The following is a 21,636-nucleotide window of genomic DNA, read 5'->3' as shown; positions in this document are numbered from 1 at the left end:
GTAAAGAAAACATGAGCTACATGCACGTTTTGGCGATTATTTTTGAAAAAAAGACTGACCAATTTCGTACTCATCTGTTAAAACTAAAATACCTTTCTCTTGCGGAGCGTCAGGCAAGTCAAGTTCTTTAGCCGAACAAATCATCCCGGAAGATGCCACTCCACGCAGTTCTGCATCCTTAATGACAAGACCGCTCGGCATTACTGCCCCAACTTTTGCTACGACTACTTTTTGGCCCGCTTCCACATTAGGCGCGCCACATACGATTTGCAACACTTCTTCACCGGTGTTCACTTTACAAACACTTAGCTTGTCCGCATTCGGATGTTTTTCTTTCTCCTCCACATACCCGACGACGAATTTTGGTGAGAAATCCGCCTCTAGACGTTGATCAAAACCATTTTGTTCAAGTGCTTTGTTCAACGCTTCTACCACTTCTTCTGTCAGGTCTACTGAACCTGTTGCCGTCACTTCAATGTACTTCGATGCATCAAACAGATTGTACCCTGCCGTTTCATTCGTTTCTGCATCAAACACACGAGCGATATCTCCTTTTCGCTCAAACGTACGATTCTCTCTGTCAATGTCTTTTAATGTAACGATTAATGTATCGCCAATTCCGGCTTTATTATAGAAAATGTTCATCTACATATCCTTCCTTTTTATATTCTGCGATTTTTACCAAGAATAAAGATTGGTTCCAGTTCCCCATTTTCATATAAAAATGAAAGAGCGGTAATGGGAATACGTCCATTTGTAAAGAAGCTCATCGTCATTTGAGCAAGAACATCGTATCCAACGTCATTTTGAATATCGGCTAAAATCAGCACATCTTGATGAGGCACCGCTACGGCCATTGCTCCTTGCAACTTCTCTGAAAACTGTTTTAAGAAAGCATCATTCAAAATGCGGCTTGCATCATATCCATCATTCGTATTAATAAAATAAAAAGTATTTCCTGCCACCGTATCTTCCTTCAGTGGAAGGGATAAAGACCGTAAGTTAAAAGCAGCAACCTCACGGATTTGCGCTTTCGTCCATCCTTCTTGCTTTAACATGTTTTCATCAATTAAACGGTACGTCTTCCCTAAGTCTAGGGCATAATAAATTCTCGTTTCAGCTGTATGCTCATCGTAGACAAGCTCAATCTCTTCCTCAGTTTTCGTCGGAAAAGACGTCGAACGAATTACCGGATAAATGTGCTTTTGCTTCCCTTGCAGATTTTGTTCTTCATGCATGACCTGCAAAGCTTCTCGTATATAATAAACCATCTCATCGAGAGCCGCGTCTTTCTCTTGTTCCCACTTCGCAATAAGTCCCGGCAACGAGACGGTCGTTCCTTTTTTTGTTTCCTGATGTTCAATTCTTAATGTATCTTGTTTTTGGTCATAAGAAAACGTCCACTGCTCGTTCGCCAAGCGTTCTTCTAACAGTTTTCTCATCTTTTGACTGGTCATTTTCAACAATCATTCCCCCAAATTGGTCAGGCTGGAAGGTTTGCGATAAACTCTTCGATTTGTTCTTTCGTTTTGCGTTCTTTATTAACATAACGTCCTGTTTCTTCACCGTTGTTGTAAGCAACAAAACTTGGGATACCAAAAATATTTAGCTCTATACATAAATCAATGAATTGATCACGATCTACATAATAAAACTTATAGTCTTGATGGTTTTCCATAATTTCCGGAAGAACCGGATCAATTACACGGCAATCCGGACACCAGTCAGCAGAAAACATCATAATATGCTTACCAGATTGAATCACTTCGTTATATTGTTCAACAGATTGAATTTTTTCCATGTCTTTCTCTCCTTTAATCAGTTCATCATTTCTATCTAAAGGAAACTTCCATCGGTGGGGGTTTTCCTTCATTCCTCACTTCAACAAAGAACAACAACTAAAAACGCAACGTCTTCGCTTGTACATCGGAAGTGAGAGCCTCACTGCCCGTTTATGCGGGATAAATCATTTAATAAGTTTTCGGTCTATGAAAACAGCAACACCCTGCATAACATGGTGATTTACACAACCTATGCAGGGAAGTTTCCTTTATGAAATCATACTCCTGCAGTCAATGCAAGTCTCATCTACTATCATGTCTATCACTCTTACTGATTCAATCGTTGCCGATATTGACCAATGAGCATGTTGACGATGTGGGAGAACATCTCCGCGCGTGTTACTTGACCGTTTGTCAACACACCCATTGCCCCTTCTTGTTGACGAATATTTTTTTTATTCGTATATTCTTCCATGATGACCCCAAGTTCTGTTCCTTGTTTCAGTGAATCGGCAATGTCTTCTGGCAATAAAATTCGGGCACCACCGGCTAAAATGTGCTCTCCACTCGGCAAAGCTAAAGCTCCCCAGTTGCAAAGAAACATTCCATATTCTGTCTCTGTGACGCCTCCTTCTAATCCGAAACCGATATCAGCCCCTGTCTCCTTCAACGCTTTGACAGCTCGATTAATCGCCCCTTGTATCGTTTCTTCATCGGAGAAAGGCTGCGCAGAAACGTCAGAAGACACATCAACGGCCACAACATGGAACGATTCGTTGTGTAACACCATTTCAACCGCCTGTACTTTTGCAGGATTGACCGTTCCTACTGCTGCTCGCAACATTTGTCCATCGCTCCTTGTTATGACTGGCTTTTAATTGTTTCGACCGTTGTTTTATCGGTTGCTTTCACAAGCCGAATAAGCAATTCTTTCGCCGCTGCATAATCATCAACATGAATCATGGATGCATGTGTATGAATATAGCGTGAGCAAATGCCGATGACCGCTGACGGTACACCACTATTTGAAACATGGACCCGTCCAGCGTCTGTTCCTCCTTGAGAAATGAAGTATTGATACGGGATGTTGTGAGTTTCTGCCATATCTAAAATAAATTCCCGTATTCCTCGATGCGTAACCATCGTTCGGTCAAAAATCCGCAGCAAAGCCCCTTTTCCAAGTTGTCCGAATGCCTGCTTATCGCCCGACATATCATTAGCAGGACTGGCATCAAGTGCGTAAAAAACATCTGGATTAATCATATTAGCTGCCGACTGAGCCCCACGCAAGCCGACTTCTTCCTGGACCGTAGCACCCGAGTATAAAATGTTTGGAAGTGTCTCATCTTTTGTTTCCTTTAACAATTCGATGGCTAATCCGCAACCGTAACGATTGTCCCATGCTTTCGCTAAAATTTTCTTTTCATTGGCCATTGGGGTAAATGGGCAAATTGGAACGATTTGCTGCCCTGGTTTAATCCCCATCCGCTTGACATCTTCTTTATTGTCCGCCCCTACATCAATTAACATATTTTTAATGTCCATTGGTCTATTTCGCTGAGCGTCTTCCAGTAAGTGCGGAGGAATGGACGCAATGACTCCGATGATCGGACCACTATTTGTAATGATTTGAACTCGCTGGGCAAGCAGGACCTGACTCCACCAACCCCCTAACGGTTGAAAACGAAGAAGACCACTGTCTGTCACAGCCGTTACCATAAAGCCCACTTCGTCCATATGTCCCGCTACCATCACCCGAGGACCCGTTGCATCACCTGTCTTCACACCAAAAATACTGCCAAGTCCGTCTTGAATAACTTCATCTGTATATTTAGAGAGTTCGCTTCGCATAAACGAACGAACGGCATGCTCATTTCCCGGCGCCCCCGGAAGTTCGGTTAACGTTTGAAACAGATTCATTGTTTCTTGATTCATTCTAATTCTCCTTCCTTTTCATTGACGCTCTTTTCGTTATCCTTTAACTACCACATAGTTCATTCTCATTTATATGTACTTGATACTGTAACTCTCATTAATTTTACAAAAAACGATACACACTTTCCACTTTCCCATTTGACTTCTTTTACTTTCCTTAACAAAAGAAAACAAATTTTGTATACTTTTCATATGATTTGATCGCACATTTTGAACTATACATGGAAAGGAAGGTGAAGACAGATGAACTGGAAAAATGTAATAGCTGGCTTTGCAGCAGGTTTTACAGCAGCATATGTTCTTCAACAAAATCGCGCTTCTTTATCTTCAGATGAAGCCTTGGAAATTGTTAAACAAGCGTTTAAGCAGAATGGACCCATCGACGGTTCATGGATTCATACTACAACAAAAATCCTCCAAAAACATGGACTCGTTTTTGAAGGATTTAATGGCGGCATTAGTCGGACTGTGAATCAGCAACAGGAACAGTATGAATTTTTCATCGATCAAAAAAGCGGGACCATTCTTGAACTAAAAAAACTCTAAACACCTTCAGTCGTGAGTACAAACAGAATATAGCGCTAGCGCGTGCGTTCCAGCTTTTTTATGATGTCACCTTGTTCATTCCACTTCAACGCCCGGTAATAAGCGTCATGATAAAAGCTAAACCATGCCTTGTTCGCTACACCGTACTGAAGCCATTTCTGTTTTTGCTCAATGGATGTCATCGGATAATCATCATAGGCCATGACCCATAGCGGATTTTGATGGGCATGTGTCGGCAAAAGGTCCGCGAGATGAAGCAACGTTTCTCCTTGGCTTTCTATGACGATGATAGAATGCCCATTGCTGTGTCCGCCTGTATGAACCATCTGAATATCTTCAGTTACATAATATTGGGAAGAAAACGTGATGACCTGTTGTTCAATCGCCTGCCAATTTTCTTTCCAATATGTATGTTTCGACCGAATATTGGGCTCCTTCATCTCTTCCCACTCGATTTGGGAGACTATGATGTGGGCATTTGGAAAAGCAGAATGCAAGTGCTCCCCCTTACGTGTCGTCAACCCGAGTACATGATCAAAGTGTAAGTGCGTCATCAGCACCGTATCGATATCCTCACAACATAATCCAAGCCTTTTTAAATTAGACTCTACCGAAGATTCTTCAGTGACGCCAAAATTGCGCTTTTGTTTTTCAGACAACCGTCCGTTTCCCATTCCTGCTTCCACTAAAATATTGCGCCCTTCTTTCTGTAAGAGAAGTGGGTCGGCTCTTAATTCAATTTGGTTATGTTCGTTTACATCATATTTTCTTGACCATAACGCTTTTGGCACGACCCCAAACATTGCTCCACCGTCGAGATAATTGTTTCCTCCCGCTAACCAAGTGACCTTCCATTCTCCTATTGTTACCGTTTCCATTTTTACACCTCCAGTTTTATTTTCCACATCCCATTATCATTAAACTATTCGCAAGAAAACCAACAAACTCCTTCTTTTGATCATGTGAACCATCTCTTCGAAATGCAAAAGACCCGTCAGGAAAATTGAGCGAACTCGATTTTCCTGACGGGTTACTGGACGTGTTCAGATGTTCTTACTGCTCATGCCTAGCTTCCATATTCTCTAATTATTTACGAGGATATTTTACTTCACAACGGTAGATACGCTGACCTTTTTGCGAAAACTTTTCTTCATACTCTGTCATGATGTTTCCTTCAAAATCACTTTTATGCAAGTCTAAGCTCAAAAACGTCAACAACAAACCGTATGCTGAAAAGCTCATTAAAGAATATTCAAATAAGCCTTGATTATCAGTTTTGAAATGAATTTCCCCTTCATCTACAAGAATGTTTTCGTAAGCTTGAAGGAAGTCTTTATAGGTTAAGCGGCGCTTTTCATGGCGCTTTTTCGGCCACGGGTCAGAAAAGTTCAAATACACCCGTTCAACCTCATTATTTTCAAAATACTTTTCTAACTCGCCTGCATCGACATTTAATAGCTTGAAGTTCGGGACCTCCGCTTCAATTAAACGGTCTAATGCGCTGACAATTACACTTTCGTATAGCTCAATTCCAATATAATTAATGTGCGGGTTTTGCTTAGCCATCCCAAGCAAAAATTGACCTTTCCCCGTACCTACTTCAATGTGTACAGGATTTTCATTCCCAAATACTTCATTCCATTTCCCTTTCTGTTCTTCAGGGTTCGGAATAATATATTGAGGATGTTGGTCAATTCTCTCTCTTGCCCACGGTTTATTTCTTAATCTCATGATGACACCTCGTTTAGTATGATTACAAAAAAACAGACGAAAAAGGGAGAGCGGCTACTCCTTTTTCTTCCTTTTTCCGAATGAATAATTATATCGTTCGTGATAAAACTAATAGCATCTATTTGCAAAGGATGTGACATGAATGCCTTTAGGTTATAATGATCAAATGTCTGTTCTAAAAGATATTTTATCGAACCATCAAAGTGATTGTTGTGGAACAGTATCAGAATGCCAGCAGATTGAAAGACTCATTAAATCCATGCTTGGGAATGACGCTGCAAACGAACAAGTAAAAAACACGCTCTATAACATTTATGATTACAGCCAGAATGCTAAAAATACGCAACATCTAGACGAACATATTCAAACACACCAGCAAGACCTGTCCCAGTGGGTCAGTGAATTGAATAGTTTATCGTAAAACAGCGGAAAAAGATGTATTGGCTTTATTATTTACATTAAGTCGTTTAAATAATTTTGCCAATACTTCATCTCCGCTTCTTCTTTTTTATTCGTATGCCATTGCAATGCTAAAATCGTTTGCGCAATGACGTACCATTTCATACGTTTTTCCAATTCTTTCGATAAATTTACCCCATAGATTTCGAGCCAGTCATTCCAATTGTTCCGCGGGATATACGAATACAAAAGCAACCCTAAGTCAATGGCAGGGTCTGCGATCATCGCCCCGTCCCAATCAATTAAATACAACTGATTCTCCTCGCTTAACAGCCAGTTGTTATGGTTAACATCACAATGACAGACAACATATTGGTCTGTTTCAATGTTTTTAAGCTCCCTTTCTAAATAAGCGAGACCCTTTTGGACAACTGGATTTCCTTTAAGAGACTCATCAATGCTTGTCTGGATTTGCTGCAATAGCTCCTCAGGGAGTAACGGTGTTTTCCCTAAGCGCTTCAACATATCCAGCAGCTCTTTTGAGTGATGGATTTTACTAAGCAAAGACGCCACCTTCGCTGAAGCCATGTCACCAGCTTTCAACTCCCGCCCCATCATCCAGTGCTGGGCCGTAATGACATCTCCATTTTCCATCCTTCTTGTCCACACAAGTTTCGGTACAATCCCTTCAGCAGACAAAACGGCTAAAAAGGGAGAAGAATTCCGCTTCAAAAACAGCCTGCGATCCTCAAACTTGGCAAAATAGGCTTCTCCTGTTGCACCACCAGCAGGAGTAATCTCCCACCCGCTTCCTAATATATGTTCCAACCAATTCACCTTCAATTTCAACACACACATTTCATCTCAAAGTTTATCCCGTTCGGACGGGCCGTACATTTTTCTTATTCGAAAGCATTATAAACCATCTATATGATTCGGCATTCTTTTCTTAACATTTGCTATTGATTATGACTCAATTCAAGCTTTTTATTCTTTTATTAATCAAATAAAAAGAACATCTCCTCTAACAATCAGACGATGCTGTCAGAGTATGTAGAAATAAAAAAGACAGCCATTGAACCTTTTTATCAACAGCTATCCTTTATAAATTTTAGCTCTAAGTCCGTTTTTTAGTCAAGTAGAAGCGTTAATATTATTCGACTTGAAATAGAACAAGGGCACTAATAGGAGGAATCTCGATCTCTCTCCCTTTTATCATACCATTTGAGCACGTACTAGCATATTGGTCATTTGCAGCTATGTGCCATCTTTCCTCATGACCAATGGAGAACGATTGTGCTCGAATATCTTGATTAAACGCTACCGTAATGCCTGACCATGGTCCATAATCTTGTACGTTCATTAATTGATAGGCTACAATATGATCATTTGTCTCCAAAAACGAAAAATGCCTGCGAATGGATGGCGCATCTGGAAAGCGAAAAGCCTTATGGTGCTTTCGAATGGAAATAATGCCTTTTATATAATCGATATCATGCTTAAACATATATTGCCTGTTCCAATCGAGCCTGTTAATAGCATCTGGAGAACGATAACTGTTTTCGACTCCTTGCTTCGTTCGATAAAATTCCTGGCCGCTATGCAGGAATGGAATGCCTTGGGAGAGCAACACGATCGTTGTCGCAAGGCGCTGACGACGGCGCAACAATGCTTCCTCTTCAAAATCATTGCATTTGCACAGTTTATCCCACAGCGTATGATTATCGTGCGATTCCACATAATTAATAGTTTGATTCGGATGACAAAACAACCCTTTTTCCCCTTTACTTAAGGCGATACTGCCAGCAATAGATTGTTTTACTTCTTCCTTTCTGTGAGTATGCCCAAGTGCAAATCCCCGGTCGTATAAATTGAACGTACTTCCCTTAATGCTATCGCGAAAGCGGTCATTAAAGTGGGCGATTCTCGGCATGGAAACTGCATTTTGAATAGCCGCTTTTTTCTGAGGCAATAAAGGTGTATTCAAATCCCACCCTTCCCCAAAAAGCATAATGGACGGATCGATTGCATCAATAACCCTTCGTATTTCGTTCATCGTTTGCACATCTAAAATGCCCATTAAATCAAACCTGAATCCATCTACATCGAATTCCTTTACCCAAAAAAGAACAGAGTCTACAATAAATTTTCTTGCCATCGATCGTTCAGATGCAAAATCATTTCCTACTCCTGTACCGTTAGAGGGCATTCCATGCTCATCATGACGGAAAAAATAGCCGGGAACAAGTTGTTCAAAGGACGATTCTTCACGAATGAAAACATGATTGAACACTACATCAAGAATGACCCGAAATCCATTTTCATGAAGCGCACTCACAACCTGTTTTAACTCTTGAATCCGTGTGTACGGATTATTCGGGTTTGAAGCATAGCTACCCTCTGGCACTTGAAAATAAAGCGGGTTATATCCCCAGTTATAGCTTTTTTCAGGGTGCAGTTCATCCACTCCAGCAAAATCATTCACCGGTAGAAGTTCCACATGAGTAATACCAAGCTCTTTCAAATAGCTCAGACCTGTTGTTTGACCGTGCTTCCCTCGTGTCTCTTTCTCAATGAGCCCTAAATATTGACCTTTTTGAGTAATGCCACTTCCTGAATGGATGGAGAAATCTCGTATATGCATTTCGTAAATGATGGCATCCGTTTCATGCCGCAATGCCGGCCTCGGTATTTTGGGGACAGCAGCCTTTGCCAGGTTAACCACGACTCCGTATCCACTGTTCGCTGTCATCGCTTTTGCATAAGGATCGTTCGCTTCTCGCCATACACCGTTGACCTGAACGAGAAAAGAATAAAGAAGACCTTCTGCATCCCCCATCATTTCATATGTCCAGACTCCTTTAGCTCCCCGATGCATACCAGTTCTTGTCTCTTTTCCCGTTTGAGGATCGATTATTTTAATCGATGCTTTCACCGCGGTAGGCGCCCAAACTTTAAAGAGACTCTTTTCAGATGTATAAGTAACACCCAGATCATGCCCGGTATAATGAAACATCGCATCAAACTCTTCCGTTCTAATCACAGCACCAATTTGCAAATCGGTTGTCGTCCCGCATTCATCCACCACTTGATACTCGTTTCCAATCTGAACGTGAGCACTAACAGAACACTCATATTTAATATGGTCAGGCAAGTGAACGGTTCGCTCGAGAATAAGCAATTGTCTTTGACCATTTCCGACAAGTTGAAAGGATTTGCTGCACTCGCCTGCATTTGTGTTCGGCACCAATATGACGACTAAATTCATTTGGTCCAAATAAGCTTCAAATAAACGATGAACGTTGGCCAATCACTCCTCCTCCTTACATTAAGACAAATTTTCCCACTCAATAAAAACTATTATCCCCTCAAACGAACATCGTGTACACTAAGAACGTGCACTATTCGCATAAGACTAATATTTTTGTGATAAAAAGCGGAGAGGACGGAACCATTGCAGTGCTAACTTGTAAAAAATGCGATATCATTCTCACAATACCAAAAAAAGGTTATTTATTTATTAAAACAGATTATGAGGTCGCTGCCGCTCATTTAAAGCGTTTGCAAATACCTTATATAAAAGATACTCGTTTCATGATTCCTTATCTCTCAAAAACGCATCTTCTGTCTACAATCCGCACTCTTATGGATCTATTTGGTGAACAATTTCCTGTCCAAATTGCGGAGAGCCCCGATATATGGAGCCATTATTATTTCCCTATCACTTATTTATATGAACAGATGGAGCATGAGGAAATTGTCCAGCTTATGGAAAATGAATCCTTTGTCAGCTTCCTCCAACCAATCGTTCACGTCAAAGATGGGAAAACTTTCGGATTTGAATCCTTACTTCGTTCAAGCGATGAAGCGATTCAAGTTCCTCCCTCCATCTTATTTGAAACGGCACTGAAAACAGGACTCCACTCCTTACTCGACCAACAAGCGAGAAAAGCAGCAGTGAAAGCGAGAATAGGAAAGATTCCACCGGGGATTAAAAGCTTCGTGAACTTTCTGCCTTCTACGATCTATAATCCTGATTTTTGTTTAAAGCATACGTTTATGCTCATGGATAAGTATGGCACGTCCCCGAATGATTTTGTGTTTGAAGTTGTCGAAACAGAAAAAATTGAAGACCTTGATCATCTAAAAAAAATTTTTGCTGCATACAAAAAGGAAGGAATTAAAGTAGCTTTGGATGATGTTGGAGCAGGCTTCTCTACACTTGATGTACTGCAAAAGCTACAGCCTGATTTCGTGAAAATTGATCGTCATTATATCTCCCATTGCGATACGGATGTCAATAAACAACAGTTTCTCTCTGAAGTCATTAACGTAGCAAACACGCTAAACATTCAAATAGTAGGTGAAGGAATTGAAAGACAGGAAGAATTAGAATTTTGCCGAGAAATTGGACTGCAGTACGCCCAAGGTTATTACATCGGAAAACCTTCTTTAAATACTCATTCCTACCTCTCTTTCTAACAAACACTATTGCCAAAAAGGACTGGCCAAAAAGGAAACAAATCCCCTTTTAGGCCAGCCCATGAACACTAGTTTTCGTTATGAAAAAGAGGTTTGTCGGATGAATCCTCTTCTTCTGCTGTTTCTTCATTCGTTACAGAAGCAGCGATAGTTTGACTATTCGCAAGCAATACTTGTGCAGCTTTTAATTGCCCGTGCTTTAAAGGTGAAGATAATTGTCTCAGCTGGGTAAACCATTGAGAATAGTTGCGCTTATCTACCATTTGAACACCGTAAGGCGGACTAGGGCAATCAATAAACCCTTGGCGGTTTAAGACCACTTTATGAATCGGAAAGTCTAACCCGTTCTTATCATAAACTTGGCGGACAATTTGCTCCATTCGGTTCAACCCAATGATTGGATTTAATATTTTCCGGTTGGACTGCCCTATCAATTCATTCCAAAAACGTTCTTTAGAATACTGAAATACACTCCCATCTTTTCCTTCCAAAATAGAAATGCACCACGTTTCCGTAGGGCTTACTAAAATAATATCCGCTTCTACAGGAGCCTTTTTCACTAAGAAAACAGGTTTATAAAGCACTAAATACGTATCGGGAAATCGCTGAAGAAAATATTTTAAAGTATCATCATAGTAGAATTGTCGATTAAGAGAAGACTGCTCCCATAAAGTGGAGGTCGCCCATTTTAACTGAAAATCAAATAAATTGTCCAAAAACAGCACTTTTAAATCATCAATGGTTTTCGGCTCAGTCGTAAAGGCATTTTGAAAAGTCTCTTCCTCAGAAGACGGAAGAAATTCATCGAATTTTTCCTCTTCGAAAGAGCCTTCCTTTGATCTTCCTTTTCGTAATAAGCCCTTCATCCTTTGAAGGAATGGCTTTCTTTCAGAAGAAGACTTTTCTTCCATAAACGCCGGTTCGTTTAACCCAAACTCTTGAAGAAGCTGGCCATTTTCAAATGCCGATTTTACACCTTGCCAATTTTTCTTTTTCAGGCGAATGTATTGGGCTGGATAATGGTAAATATCCTGTTCATAGCGAGAAATGTAGTCTTGCAGTTTAATCAATTGCGCCATAAATCACCAATCTCCTAATTAGAATGACAGCAGCTGTCTAATATTCCTATAATCAATATTAAACATTAATGAAAAAATAACAAGACTAAATATGAGAATAGTACAGAGCCAAGAAGGAAGTTTTCATTCACTCTCTGCTTCATACAATTCCTTCTTCAACTCAAATGTTTGAACTCGTTCATAGCGAGGCTGACGGTCTAAATGAATTTGAAATAGATGAAAGGTACTAACAAAGAAAGAGAAAGGTTGTTCATACACACAATGGTCAGCTTTATAGAGCTCCTCTGGAAAATCAGTCATCCCCCTCCACTGTTTAGCAATCGTAATATGTGGACAATAAGAGCGTTGATCACGCCGAAACCCAATGGCTTCACAGGAAGAAGACACCTCTGCCTGTAAGGATTTTAAAGGAGCGCTTTCTTCGACACCGAGCCACAATATCCGTGGCTGTTCTGCTCTTCCAAACCATTGAAGCGAAGAGGGCTGGAGTTCAAACGCCGAATGTGTCTCTGACACTGCTGCAAGGCGCTCTTCCAATTCCATTTTTTGTTGTTCATCAACACGACCTAAAAAAGAAAGCGTAAGATGATAGTCTTCGTTCCCTGTCCACGTTTTGAAGGGAAGTGCTGCTTCTGAACGACTTTTCCAAGCTGCTAAGAAATTGCGAAGTTCTTTCGGTATACGTATTCCAATAAAGTAATGTGTACTTTCCGCCAATTTGCTCACCTACTTTCTCCATTGTCTCTCATGAAGATATCCATTACCATTTCTCACATTTTCATACACTTTACTTCTAGACTGTTTGCTGCAAATAGGTTCAAAAGCCACCATTCTTTCATTTTTAACCTTTTGCCGCTTTTGCAATAAAGAAAAGTAAGATGCATCCAAAAGATGTTAAAAGCCCAAAGAAACCGTATACATAGGAGATTGCGTATCGTTCCAAAATGAATCCACCTAAAAACGTACAAAACCAAGTACCAATTCCATTTCCAACAGCGGAATAAAGCGAAACAGCGGTTGCTCTCATATGTACTGGCGCTAAATCTCTTACATACTGAAGCGCCGACGGAATAAAGAGTCCGATTGAAAACCCTTGAAGAATAGTCGTTGCATAAACAACCCACAAAGGCGGTTCTAGAAAATAAAGAACCCAACGTACTAAAGCAATAGCTGAAGATAAAAGCAAAATATGCAACACACTTGTTTTTTGAATCCAGCTTCCAGCAAATTTCATAAACGGCGCTTCACTTCCTGCCGCTAATAAAAACGCAATGCCAATTCCCGTCAAGGTCCCGCCCATATCAGAGATATAAAGACTAAAATAAAAATTATTTGCAAAAATAGGTCCAAAAATGAGAAAGGTTGACAATAAAAACAGCACAAACTTAGGCATCTTTAACAAGGCAGCGATGCCTTCCCGCAAATTGACCTTCATCGTCTGACTCTCGCGCGGCAACTGCCAGGCAAAGATAGCAGCTAGCAACAAAACGACTGCAAACACATAGAAAATCACTTGCAGGCCAAATGCTTCAGCAAGTCTTCCTACGACTAAAACAGAAACGGCAAAACCGATCGCTCCCCATAAGCGAATGGAACCGTAATTTCCGTTGATTTTTTGGACATAATTTAATGCGATACTATCTGAAATTGGGATGATAGAACTTTGAAAAAAAGCTAGCAAGGCAGCCATCACAATGAGGGTCCCATAGTATTCAACAAAGGAAAAAAAGTAACCAATAATAGCTGTACCAATCAGGGTCAACGTTAAAACAAGACGTGGCTTTTGAGTATAATCGGCGATCATCCCCCATAATGGCTGTATAAAAATCATCATCACAGGGCTGACGGACATGATGACTCCGACTTTTCCTCCTGACAACCCAATGACTTCGCTTAAATAAACTGAGAGAAGAGGGAACAATCCTCCGATTCCAAAGAAGACAAGGAAATAAAAGCCGATAAACATTGTTTTAAAGGAATGATTTTCTTTGCTCAGTGCTATCTGCATCTAAACGACACCACCTTTTAAAAATAAGAGGATGGCAAAACAGACATGAATCACCCTGCTAATGAGCCATCCTCATAAAAAATATGTTCGGTTTCCATTAACTGTTTACTGAACTAATTCATAAATGGCTTGCGCATAAATAGCTGTTGCCTTTAGCAAATCTTCGATAATGATATGTTCATCCTTTTGGTGGGCAAGCTCTTCTCTTCCTGGAAACAATGGGCCAAACGCTACACCTGCTTGCAGCGCCCGAGCATAAGTTCCACCTCCGATTGACAGCAAGGTCGCTTCTTCTCCTGTTTGGTCCGTATACACCTTTTGTAACACTTTAATTAATTCATGGTCCTTGGCTACATAATGCGGTTTAGAGTTCGAAAAGTCCCCAAGCTCCATTTGGTGAGAAGTACTCATATGGCGAATATTATCAATCGTTTTCTCCAAATTTGCTGTCACTGGATAACGCATATTAACCCCAAGCTTCCCACCGTTTTTCTCATCGTATTCCACAATGCCAATATTCATCGTCAATGGTCCAGTAATGTCATCACGATAGCTTACCTTTAACTTTTCACCTGTTGTATCATCGGCAAAATATTGGACAGTATATTCGATAAATTGAGCAGACTTCTCATCTAACGGCAGTGTGTTTAAAAACTGTGCCAAGATGACACCTGCGTTTTTCCCTTTTTCCGGTAAACTTCCATGTGCGGAAACCCCTTCTAGCTGCAACGTTGCCTTATCTCCTTCAATCGTGACACGACCTATCATCCCTTTCTCCTCAAGGAAGGTATGATATAGAGATGTCATCTCCATAGAAGAATCATGGACTGTTAAAATAGCTTCAGCAAAATCAGGAACCATATTATACCTTCTTCCTGACTGCAATTGAGTTAACACCATTTTTCCATGTGCAGGTAAATCACTTTTTTGCACTAAGTCAAAATCAGAAATCCCTTTCTCTGCATAAATAATTGGAAAGTCAGCATCTGGCGCAAATCCCATTGTTGGCATTTCTTCATGTTTAAAATAGTGATCTACACATTGCCAAGAGCTTTCTTCGTCTGTCCCCAGAATAAGGCGTACACGTCTATGTAGAGGTATATTTAACTCCTTCACTAACTTCATAGCATAATAAGCAGCTATTGTCGGACCCTTATCATCAATAGCTCCTCGTGCATAAATTTTCCCTTCCCGAATTTCTGCTCCATAAGGATTGGATGACCAGCCGTCTCCTTCTGGGACGACGTCCACGTGACAAAGAATGCCGACAAGCTCTTCGCCACTGCCCATTTCAATATGACCAGCATATCCATCTACATTCTTTGTTGTAAATCCGTCTTTTTCTCCTAACTGTAGTAAATGCAGCAATGCCTGATGAATCCCTTCTCCAAATGGCATCTCTTTTGTCTCAGTGGATGGATCTAAGACACTTTTAATTTGAAGAAATTGCTGTGTTTCTTGAATAATCTGCTCTTTCCTCTTCTCTACTTCGTTCATCCAATTTATCTTTTCCATCATGTCACTACTCCTTTAATTATGTACTTCCTTACTTTATCACATTTTTTCCAAATAAGTGGGGAAAGACTCCCCCATCTTCGACAGTTTTTCATAAAGGTAACTCCCCGCGCAAGAGTTTGACTATCAGCTCATACGAGAGAATTTTTCTCTTCTTATGGATACAACATTGAAGTCTCCTAAAAAACATTAAAGATTTAGCTAGAAAATTATTCTAAATTTTCAGTTATTTTAATATACTATAACAAAAATTCCTGTTGTAAGGGGTGGTATTACGAAAACGTTACATAGTTATCTCATTTTTTTGTAAATATTGTGTTAATTTGTGCATTTGTCTTTTAATTTCCAACCATTTTTGTGTACAATATAATTGTAGAAATTTTTACTTAAATAGTGCTTGACATCTCAGAACAGGTAGTAATCATTGCCATGCGAAAAAACGATAAGGAAGTGGTTGTTTGAAGCCTTCAACTAACCGGATGCTGACTCGTATCAAAGCAGTCTACATGTTTATCCGCAAAAACGGAACGGTGACTACACAGGAACTGGTAGACGAATTTGGCATTACACCAAGAACCATTCAGCGTGACCTTAATGTGTTAGCATATAACGACCTGGTCCACAGCCCAAGCCGTGGCAAATGGGCAACTACAAGCAAAAAGGTTAAGATGTCGTCATAGTAAAAGGCATTCAAGTAAAAATCATATCATATATAGACAATTAACTGATTACAGAACAAGTGTATAATTCAAGACATGTAGAAAAGAACCTTTCATTGTAAAAGGTTCCTTTTTTCTGGCTAGTTACTGTCCGGTGTATAGGTTTGCAGCAACTCCACTTCTTCATCTGTCAGTTCTCTATACTCTCCAAGCTCCAAGTTGTCGTCTAATTTCAGTGGTCCCATAGAGATCCGCTTTAAATAGATAACTTTTTTTCCAACCGCCTCAAACATGCGCTTCACTTGATGAAATTTCCCTTCCACGATGGTCAATTCAATTTCCGATGTTTCTCCGCTTGCTAAAATAGTTAAGGCAGCCGGTTTGGTCATATATCCATCATCCAATTCAACCCCCTCTTTGAAAGCTTGAACGTCCGTTTCGTCCACAGGAGCATTAATGCGGGCAAAATACGTTTTCGGTACATGCTTTTTAGGTGATAGCAGTTTATGGGAGAGCTGACCGTCATTGGTTAACAGTAAAAACCCTTCTGTATCTTTATCTAATCTTCCGACTGGAAATGGCTCATATGCAGCGTCCTCTAACTCCAGTAAGTCCACGACTGTTTTTTGATAAGAATCCTCTGTTGCTGAAATGACACCTTGTGGTTTATTCATCAGCAAATAAACAAACTCCCGGTAAGATACAACTTCTCCATGTACTGTCACTTCCTGTTCTTCCGGATTAATTTGAGTCTTTGCGTCTTTTACGACTTGTTCATCGACCTTCACTGCGCCGGATTTTAATAGCCCCTTTACTTCTTTTCTGCTCCCATATCCTACATTTGCCAATAATTTATCAATTCTCATCTTTGCACCTCTACTATGTATATATTTCATTTTACTAATTTGCTTGCCTATTCGTTTCTTTCAGCAAATAGGCGTTTTCTTCATGCCATACCGCCCTCTTTTTCATACACTATCATGTGCAACCGATAAAAAGGAGGAAACCAAATGAATTTTCGTTATCACGATTACGTTTATGATGTACCTTTAGAAGGCAATCATCCTATGTCTTCACTTCCATATCATCAACCTGCTGACCGGCAGCAACCAACAGGAGGATTCTTTTTTCCCATTCCAGGTGGCGGGTATGGTCCAGACGGAGGATACGGTCAAGGCGGCGATTTCTTTCCAGGACCTGACCAGACCGATCGTCGTTTAAATCGACTTGAACGCGTAGTAAACCGGCAGCAACGACAAATTGAACGTCTGCAACGGCAAGTGAATCGCCTCGACAACCGCGTGGATCGAATTGAACGTCGATTAGGGTATTAAAAAGAAAGAGGAGCTTAGCTTCTCTTTCTTTTCTTTTCCCAACCATATAGCGTTGAATACATTCTTCCTTTATACACCTTTTTGTCTCAATATTTTTCGGCGGATGGTGTTCTCCAACCGTTTTCCCATCACTTTCTCCAAAAGACCGGAGCGATAGGCAACGTACAAGTACACGACTCCTCCTACTACCGCCCCAAGCATCGCGATAAGACCGGAAGCTGCCTTGCCCTCTTCATATGTGATCAAGAAGGATAGACTATACTGAACCACAAATACACTCATCGCCATTAACATGACAAAAAGAAGCATTAACAACGTGCGTTTTAAAAGCAAGGTGAATTGATAGTTTGCATGCTTGCCAATCATATAAAACGTATAAGCAACAGAAACTGTATACCCAAGCGCAGTAGCCACAATCGAGCCAATCTCGTGAAGCAAGAAGATTAATGGAGCATTCAACACCATTTTAACGATCAAACCTAACACGAGGCTGATAACTGCATATTTTTGCTTATTGATTCCTTGTAGAATGGCTGCATTCACGGTAAAAAAGGAAAACCATAAAGCAAGAGGTGCGTACATGCGTAAGATGTATCCTCCAACTTCCGCATCTTTCACATCATATAAGAAACCGTAAATCGGATATGAAAGAACCATGAGTCCAACGACCGCTGGCAATACTAATAACACAATCGTTTGATATGTCTGGTCAATTTGGCGTTTTAACACATCTTGATGACCGTCTGTATAAGACTTCGTAATTGCCGGCACAAGCGTTAATCCAAACGCCGTGGCAATTGAAAGAGGAATCATCACAAGCTTTGGCACCCATGTTTGTACCATTCCAAACATATACTCCGTTGTCTCTTTTTCCCCAGCAGCAATCATCGCTTTATTGAACGTATATTGATCGATGTATTGAAAAAGAGGAATTGCCAACCCTACAAATACGAACGGCCCTGCATATGTAAACAGTTCTTTAAACATTTGACCTGTTGTAATATTAGCAGGTGCTGTACTCGTTTCCAACAGCTGATCTAAATGCGGTTTTCTCTTTTTCCAATACCATAGCAGAACGCCTAAGCCGCCAAGGGCACCAATGAACGCAGCAAAGGTCGCAAAACCGACCGCTGTTGCCACTGTCCCTTCATACACTCTAATGACTATATAACTTGCTGCCAGCAAAAAGGCGATGCGCACAAGCTGCTCAACTACTTGCGAAACAGCTGTTGGCCCCATGGATTGATGGCCTTGAAAAAAGCCGCGGATAATACTCATCATTGGAACAATAATGAGGGCCACGCTGACCATGCGAATGACCATTGTGACATCTTCAACCGAATTCGTCAGCCCCTCACTCCCCAGCGTTGCTTCAGCAATTAAGGGAGCGGCCGCATACAGAGCAGCAAATGCCAAAAACCCGGTCAACAACATCAGTTTCATACCGGCCCGAAACAACCTTCGACTCGTATAGTAATCGCCCATTGCGTTATACTTAGATACAAATTTTGACACAGCCATCGGGACACCCATTGTAGCCAGGCTTAAATAAATGGTATATTGAGCATATCCATAACCGAATAAAGTGCCTCCAAGGGGACCGACAAGTGCGTAAAACGGAAATAAATAAATCATCCCTAATATTCGGGACGCGTACGTTCCTAATGTGAGGACAAACGTTCCTCGTAAAAGTTTAGAATCAGACATGAGTGTGCCTCCAATATCGCAACTTACATAATGATAATAGTGATATGTTAAAAAATAAGCAAGTGAACATAGTGCATACCGAATAATTGTAACGAAACTTTTAATTTTTGTCAGGTATGGAAAGAAAGTTTTCAAAAGAATAGGCTGGTGACATGATGATATACGATGTAATCGTAATAGGCGGAGGACCATCAGGATTGATGGCTTCCATTGCAGCAGGGGAAACAGGCGCAAAAGTACTCCTGCTCGATAAAGGAAACAAACTTGGCAGAAAGCTTGCTATTTCAGGGGGCGGGCGCTGCAATGTAACAAACCGCCTTCCTGTGGAAGAAATTATTAAGCACATTCCCGGAAACGGGCGCTTTTTATACAGTGCCTTCTCTGTTTTCAATAATGAAGACATTATCTCTTTCTTTGAAAATCTCGGGATTCAATTAAAAGAGGAAGACCATGGAAGAATGTTCCCCGTTACTGATAAAGCTCAATCAGTTGTCGATGCTTTAATTAGTGAACTAAGTCGTCTAAAAGTAGAGGTCAAAACAAATACTCCCGTGGAAAAAGTAGAATATGAAAATGGGGCAGTAAAAGGCGTATTACTACGGGACGGACGTTTTATTGAAACGAAAAGTGTCATTTTGGCAGCAGGAGGCAAATCAGTCCCACACACCGGTTCAACCGGTGACGGTTACGCATGGGCAGAAGCAGCAGGACATACGGTGACAGAATTGTACCCAACAGAAGTGCCTATCACGTCCAATGAACCTTTTATTCGAGATAAAGCTCTTCAAGGGCTTTCTCTTCGAAATATCGCCCTTAGCGTATTAAATAAAAAAGAAAAGCCTGTCATTACGCATCAAATGGACATGATTTTTACCCATTTCGGTTTATCGGGCCCGGCCGTTTTACGTTGCAGCCAATATGTCGTAAAAGAGTTAAAAAAACAAAAAACGAACACCGTGACGATGAGCCTCGATGCCATTCCAGACCAAAATGGTGAACAGTTATTCCAAACCATTCTCAACTTAGCGAAAGAAGAACCAAAAAAAGCGATTAAAAACGTATGGAAAGGATTGCTTCCTGAACGGTATTTGTTATTTTTGCTAGAACAAGCTGAAATTGGCGAACAAGCCACAGCAGGGCAAATTCCCCATGAAAAAATTAGGCTGTTCAGTAAGCTATGCAAGCAATTTCCTATTAAAGTAAACGGGACACTTTCTTTAGAAAAAGCGTTCGTCACAGGCGGAGGGATTTCTGTCAAAGAAGTTCACCCGAAGGAAATGGCCTCTAAACTAATGCCAGGCTTATATTTTTGCGGAGAAATTTTAGATATTCACGGCTATACAGGCGGTTACAACATTACCTCTGCTCTTGTCACAGGCAGATTGGCTGGAACAAATGCCGGCAAGTATGCCCGTTCCCTTTAAAACAAGACAAGTCCTTCATAAAAAACTTGAGCCTGTGAATATTCACAGGCTCAAAACTTTCTTTTAGAGACGTTACACTAATATTGATAGCGCTTTCGTATATAAAGGTGCGTTTCCTTTTTAAAGCCCCCTCTTAACACCAACCTAAATCACATCCTTCTACATATGGACCCCCGATCGTTGATGATAGCTCAATAACTTTTAAAATCTGTCCTTCTTCATACACATACCCTTCGTGTAAATCATACTCCTTTCCTTCATCCGAAAATACAATCCGTCCAATCAGTTCTTTATGAAAATAGAGCTCCATATGCTCATTTTTTAACTTAGCATTTACCCTTTCCGTTATGTTCATAATATGAAGCATCTCCATTCCTCCTTTCTTCATATTTACGACAAATTCTTCAACTTATGAATAATGCGGATAAATTTTTACCTCTCCCTAGCTCCCCTTATTTTTCCAATCGTATATGGGCGAATCCCTTAGTTTTTCATATGCCGTTCATCATGTTTTCGTTCTTTCTTTTTTCATAATAAAGGAAACTTCATCCCTCACTGATAGTTAGTTGATTTATCAAGCTTTTACAGGACAAAAAAAGAGTGAAAAGATCGGCACACGACAACCTTTTCACTCTTCCTACTTATAAGATCACTCTTTTATTGGACATCTCCAGACCATTCAATCATACCGCCAACCATGTTGCGAACTTTGTACCCTTGGTCTTGCAAATATTCACAAACACGCTCACTGCGGTAGCCAGAACGGCAAATAAAGATATACTCTTTTTCTTTATCAAAATGGTTCAAGCTTTCAGGAATATCACTCATTTTAATGTGCGTTGCTGTTGGAATCTTCCCAGAAGCGACTTCTTCATCTTCACGAACATCCACTAACAGGACATCTTCGCCTGCTTCTAATTTCTTCTTCAATTCTTCTGTTGTAATCGTTTGAATTTCACTCATCTTTCCTCATCCTTTCCATTTACTACTCTCCATTATAGCAATGAAGCAGCCTGCTATCCATTCGGACGAACAA

23 protein-coding genes are annotated in these 21,636 nt (G+C 40.6%); 6 read left to right on the top strand and 17 right to left on the bottom strand.

The window, feature by feature from the left end; all coding sequences use genetic code 11:
- Positions 1-36: 36 nt before the first annotated feature.
- The 5 genes from ytpR to ACXAEO_RS01635 all read right to left on the bottom strand — a co-directional run bounded on the left by ytpR (position 37) and on the right by ACXAEO_RS01635 (position 3,716).
- A complete protein-coding gene (ytpR, locus tag ACXAEO_RS01655; protein ID WP_474877169.1) occupies positions 37-645 on the bottom strand; it encodes a YtpR family tRNA-binding protein in 609 nt (202 codons plus the stop codon).
- 17 nt (positions 646-662) lie between these two features.
- Positions 663-1,457 carry a DUF1444 domain-containing protein gene (locus ACXAEO_RS01650; RefSeq protein WP_474883898.1) on the bottom strand — a complete coding sequence of 265 codons (795 nt, stop codon included), beginning with the start codon at positions 1,455-1,457 and terminating at the stop codon, positions 663-665.
- Between the two features lie 26 nt (positions 1,458-1,483).
- A complete protein-coding gene (locus tag ACXAEO_RS01645; RefSeq protein ID WP_474877166.1) occupies positions 1,484-1,801 on the bottom strand; it encodes a thioredoxin family protein in 318 nt (105 codons plus the stop codon).
- A gap of 308 nt (positions 1,802-2,109) precedes the next feature.
- Positions 2,110-2,625 (bottom strand): DUF84 family protein, encoded by a 516-nt coding sequence (locus ACXAEO_RS01640; protein WP_474877163.1) that lies wholly within the window; start codon positions 2,623-2,625, stop codon positions 2,110-2,112.
- 17 nt (positions 2,626-2,642) lie between these two features.
- Entirely contained in the window at positions 2,643-3,716 is a 1,074-nt protein-coding gene (locus ACXAEO_RS01635; protein WP_474877160.1) for a M42 family metallopeptidase, read from the bottom strand.
- Positions 3,717-3,959: 243 nt separating this feature from the next.
- On the opposite strand from ACXAEO_RS01635, the gene ACXAEO_RS01630 reads away from it, so the two are divergent.
- Positions 3,960-4,262, top strand: coding sequence for a PepSY domain-containing protein (locus ACXAEO_RS01630; RefSeq protein ID WP_474877157.1), 303 nt, complete (start codon positions 3,960-3,962; stop codon positions 4,260-4,262).
- 35 nt (positions 4,263-4,297) lie between these two features.
- Here the strand turns inward: ACXAEO_RS01630 and ACXAEO_RS01625 are convergent, their stop codons facing one another.
- Together ACXAEO_RS01625 and trmB are read right to left on the bottom strand one after the other, a co-directional pair.
- Entirely contained in the window at positions 4,298-5,140 is an 843-nt protein-coding gene (locus tag ACXAEO_RS01625; RefSeq protein ID WP_474877155.1) for a YtnP family quorum-quenching lactonase, read from the bottom strand.
- 208 nt (positions 5,141-5,348) lie between these two features.
- Positions 5,349-5,993 (bottom strand): tRNA (guanosine(46)-N7)-methyltransferase TrmB, encoded by a 645-nt coding sequence (trmB, locus tag ACXAEO_RS01620; RefSeq protein WP_474877152.1) that lies wholly within the window; start codon positions 5,991-5,993, stop codon positions 5,349-5,351.
- A 142-nt stretch (positions 5,994-6,135) separates the two neighbouring features.
- Between trmB and ACXAEO_RS01615 the strand changes: the two genes are divergently transcribed.
- Positions 6,136-6,414, top strand: a complete 279-nt coding sequence (locus ACXAEO_RS01615) for a YtzH-like family protein (protein WP_474877149.1) — start codon at positions 6,136-6,138, stop codon at positions 6,412-6,414.
- Between the two features lie 32 nt (positions 6,415-6,446).
- Here ACXAEO_RS01615 and ACXAEO_RS01610 read toward each other — a convergent pair whose 3' ends face one another.
- Positions 6,447-7,235 (bottom strand): phosphotransferase family protein, encoded by a 789-nt coding sequence (locus tag ACXAEO_RS01610; RefSeq protein ID WP_474883896.1) that lies wholly within the window; start codon positions 7,233-7,235, stop codon positions 6,447-6,449.
- Positions 7,236-7,545: 310 nt separating this feature from the next.
- Complete coding sequence (pulA, locus tag ACXAEO_RS01605; protein WP_474877147.1) at positions 7,546-9,702, bottom strand: type I pullulanase; 2,157 nt, start codon at positions 9,700-9,702, stop codon at positions 7,546-7,548.
- Positions 9,703-9,818: 116 nt separating this feature from the next.
- Between pulA and ACXAEO_RS01600 the strand changes: the two genes are divergently transcribed.
- Positions 9,819-10,874 carry an EAL domain-containing protein gene (locus ACXAEO_RS01600; protein WP_474877145.1) on the top strand — a complete coding sequence of 352 codons (1,056 nt, stop codon included), beginning with the start codon at positions 9,819-9,821 and terminating at the stop codon, positions 10,872-10,874.
- 68 nt (positions 10,875-10,942) lie between these two features.
- On the opposite strand, the gene ACXAEO_RS01595 is transcribed toward ACXAEO_RS01600, so the two are convergent.
- The 4 genes from ACXAEO_RS01595 to pepV all read right to left on the bottom strand — a co-directional run bounded on the left by ACXAEO_RS01595 (position 10,943) and on the right by pepV (position 15,476).
- Positions 10,943-11,953 (bottom strand): nuclease-related domain-containing protein, encoded by a 1,011-nt coding sequence (locus tag ACXAEO_RS01595; RefSeq protein ID WP_474877143.1) that lies wholly within the window; start codon positions 11,951-11,953, stop codon positions 10,943-10,945.
- A 123-nt stretch (positions 11,954-12,076) separates the two neighbouring features.
- On the bottom strand, positions 12,077-12,679 hold the full coding sequence (gene thpR / locus ACXAEO_RS01590) for an RNA 2',3'-cyclic phosphodiesterase (protein ID WP_474877141.1): 603 nt from the start codon (positions 12,677-12,679) through the stop codon (positions 12,077-12,079).
- A gap of 115 nt (positions 12,680-12,794) precedes the next feature.
- The gene (locus ACXAEO_RS01585) at positions 12,795-13,961 is read right to left on the bottom strand and encodes an MFS transporter (RefSeq protein WP_474877139.1); all 1,167 of its coding nucleotides are present in this window, start codon (positions 13,959-13,961) and stop codon (positions 12,795-12,797) included.
- A gap of 105 nt (positions 13,962-14,066) precedes the next feature.
- Positions 14,067-15,476, bottom strand: a complete 1,410-nt coding sequence (gene pepV, locus ACXAEO_RS01580) for a dipeptidase PepV (protein WP_474883894.1) — start codon at positions 15,474-15,476, stop codon at positions 14,067-14,069.
- A 458-nt stretch (positions 15,477-15,934) separates the two neighbouring features.
- Between pepV and ACXAEO_RS01575 the strand changes: the two genes are divergently transcribed.
- Positions 15,935-16,156: a DeoR family transcriptional regulator gene (locus tag ACXAEO_RS01575; RefSeq protein WP_474877137.1), complete on the top strand. Its 222-nt coding sequence runs from the start codon at positions 15,935-15,937 to the stop codon at positions 16,154-16,156.
- Between the two features lie 119 nt (positions 16,157-16,275).
- Here ACXAEO_RS01575 and ACXAEO_RS01570 read toward each other — a convergent pair whose 3' ends face one another.
- On the bottom strand, positions 16,276-17,001 hold the full coding sequence (locus tag ACXAEO_RS01570; protein WP_474877135.1) for a pseudouridine synthase: 726 nt from the start codon (positions 16,999-17,001) through the stop codon (positions 16,276-16,278).
- 144 nt (positions 17,002-17,145) lie between these two features.
- On the opposite strand from ACXAEO_RS01570, the gene ACXAEO_RS01565 reads away from it, so the two are divergent.
- Positions 17,146-17,469 (top strand): hypothetical protein, encoded by a 324-nt coding sequence (locus ACXAEO_RS01565; RefSeq protein WP_474877133.1) that lies wholly within the window; start codon positions 17,146-17,148, stop codon positions 17,467-17,469.
- 69 nt (positions 17,470-17,538) lie between these two features.
- Here ACXAEO_RS01565 and ACXAEO_RS01560 read toward each other — a convergent pair whose 3' ends face one another.
- On the bottom strand, positions 17,539-19,176 hold the full coding sequence (locus tag ACXAEO_RS01560) for a putative polysaccharide biosynthesis protein (RefSeq protein ID WP_474877131.1): 1,638 nt from the start codon (positions 19,174-19,176) through the stop codon (positions 17,539-17,541).
- Positions 19,177-19,331: 155 nt separating this feature from the next.
- Between ACXAEO_RS01560 and ACXAEO_RS01555 the strand changes: the two genes are divergently transcribed.
- The gene (locus ACXAEO_RS01555) at positions 19,332-20,600 is read left to right on the top strand and encodes a BaiN/RdsA family NAD(P)/FAD-dependent oxidoreductase (RefSeq protein WP_474883892.1); all 1,269 of its coding nucleotides are present in this window, start codon (positions 19,332-19,334) and stop codon (positions 20,598-20,600) included.
- A 133-nt stretch (positions 20,601-20,733) separates the two neighbouring features.
- Here ACXAEO_RS01555 and ACXAEO_RS01550 read toward each other — a convergent pair whose 3' ends face one another.
- Both ACXAEO_RS01550 and ACXAEO_RS01545 read right to left on the bottom strand, forming a co-directional pair.
- The gene (locus ACXAEO_RS01550; RefSeq protein ID WP_474877129.1) at positions 20,734-20,967 is read right to left on the bottom strand and encodes a DUF2553 family protein; all 234 of its coding nucleotides are present in this window, start codon (positions 20,965-20,967) and stop codon (positions 20,734-20,736) included.
- A 290-nt stretch (positions 20,968-21,257) separates the two neighbouring features.
- A complete protein-coding gene (locus ACXAEO_RS01545; RefSeq protein WP_474877127.1) occupies positions 21,258-21,563 on the bottom strand; it encodes a rhodanese-like domain-containing protein in 306 nt (101 codons plus the stop codon).
- Positions 21,564-21,636: the final 73 nt, after the last annotated feature.

The organism is Bacillus sp. ABA4_010 (genome assembly GCF_056159105.1).
Note: the sequence above shows the minus strand (reverse complement) of the source record. Positions and strands in the feature narration are given on the sequence as shown.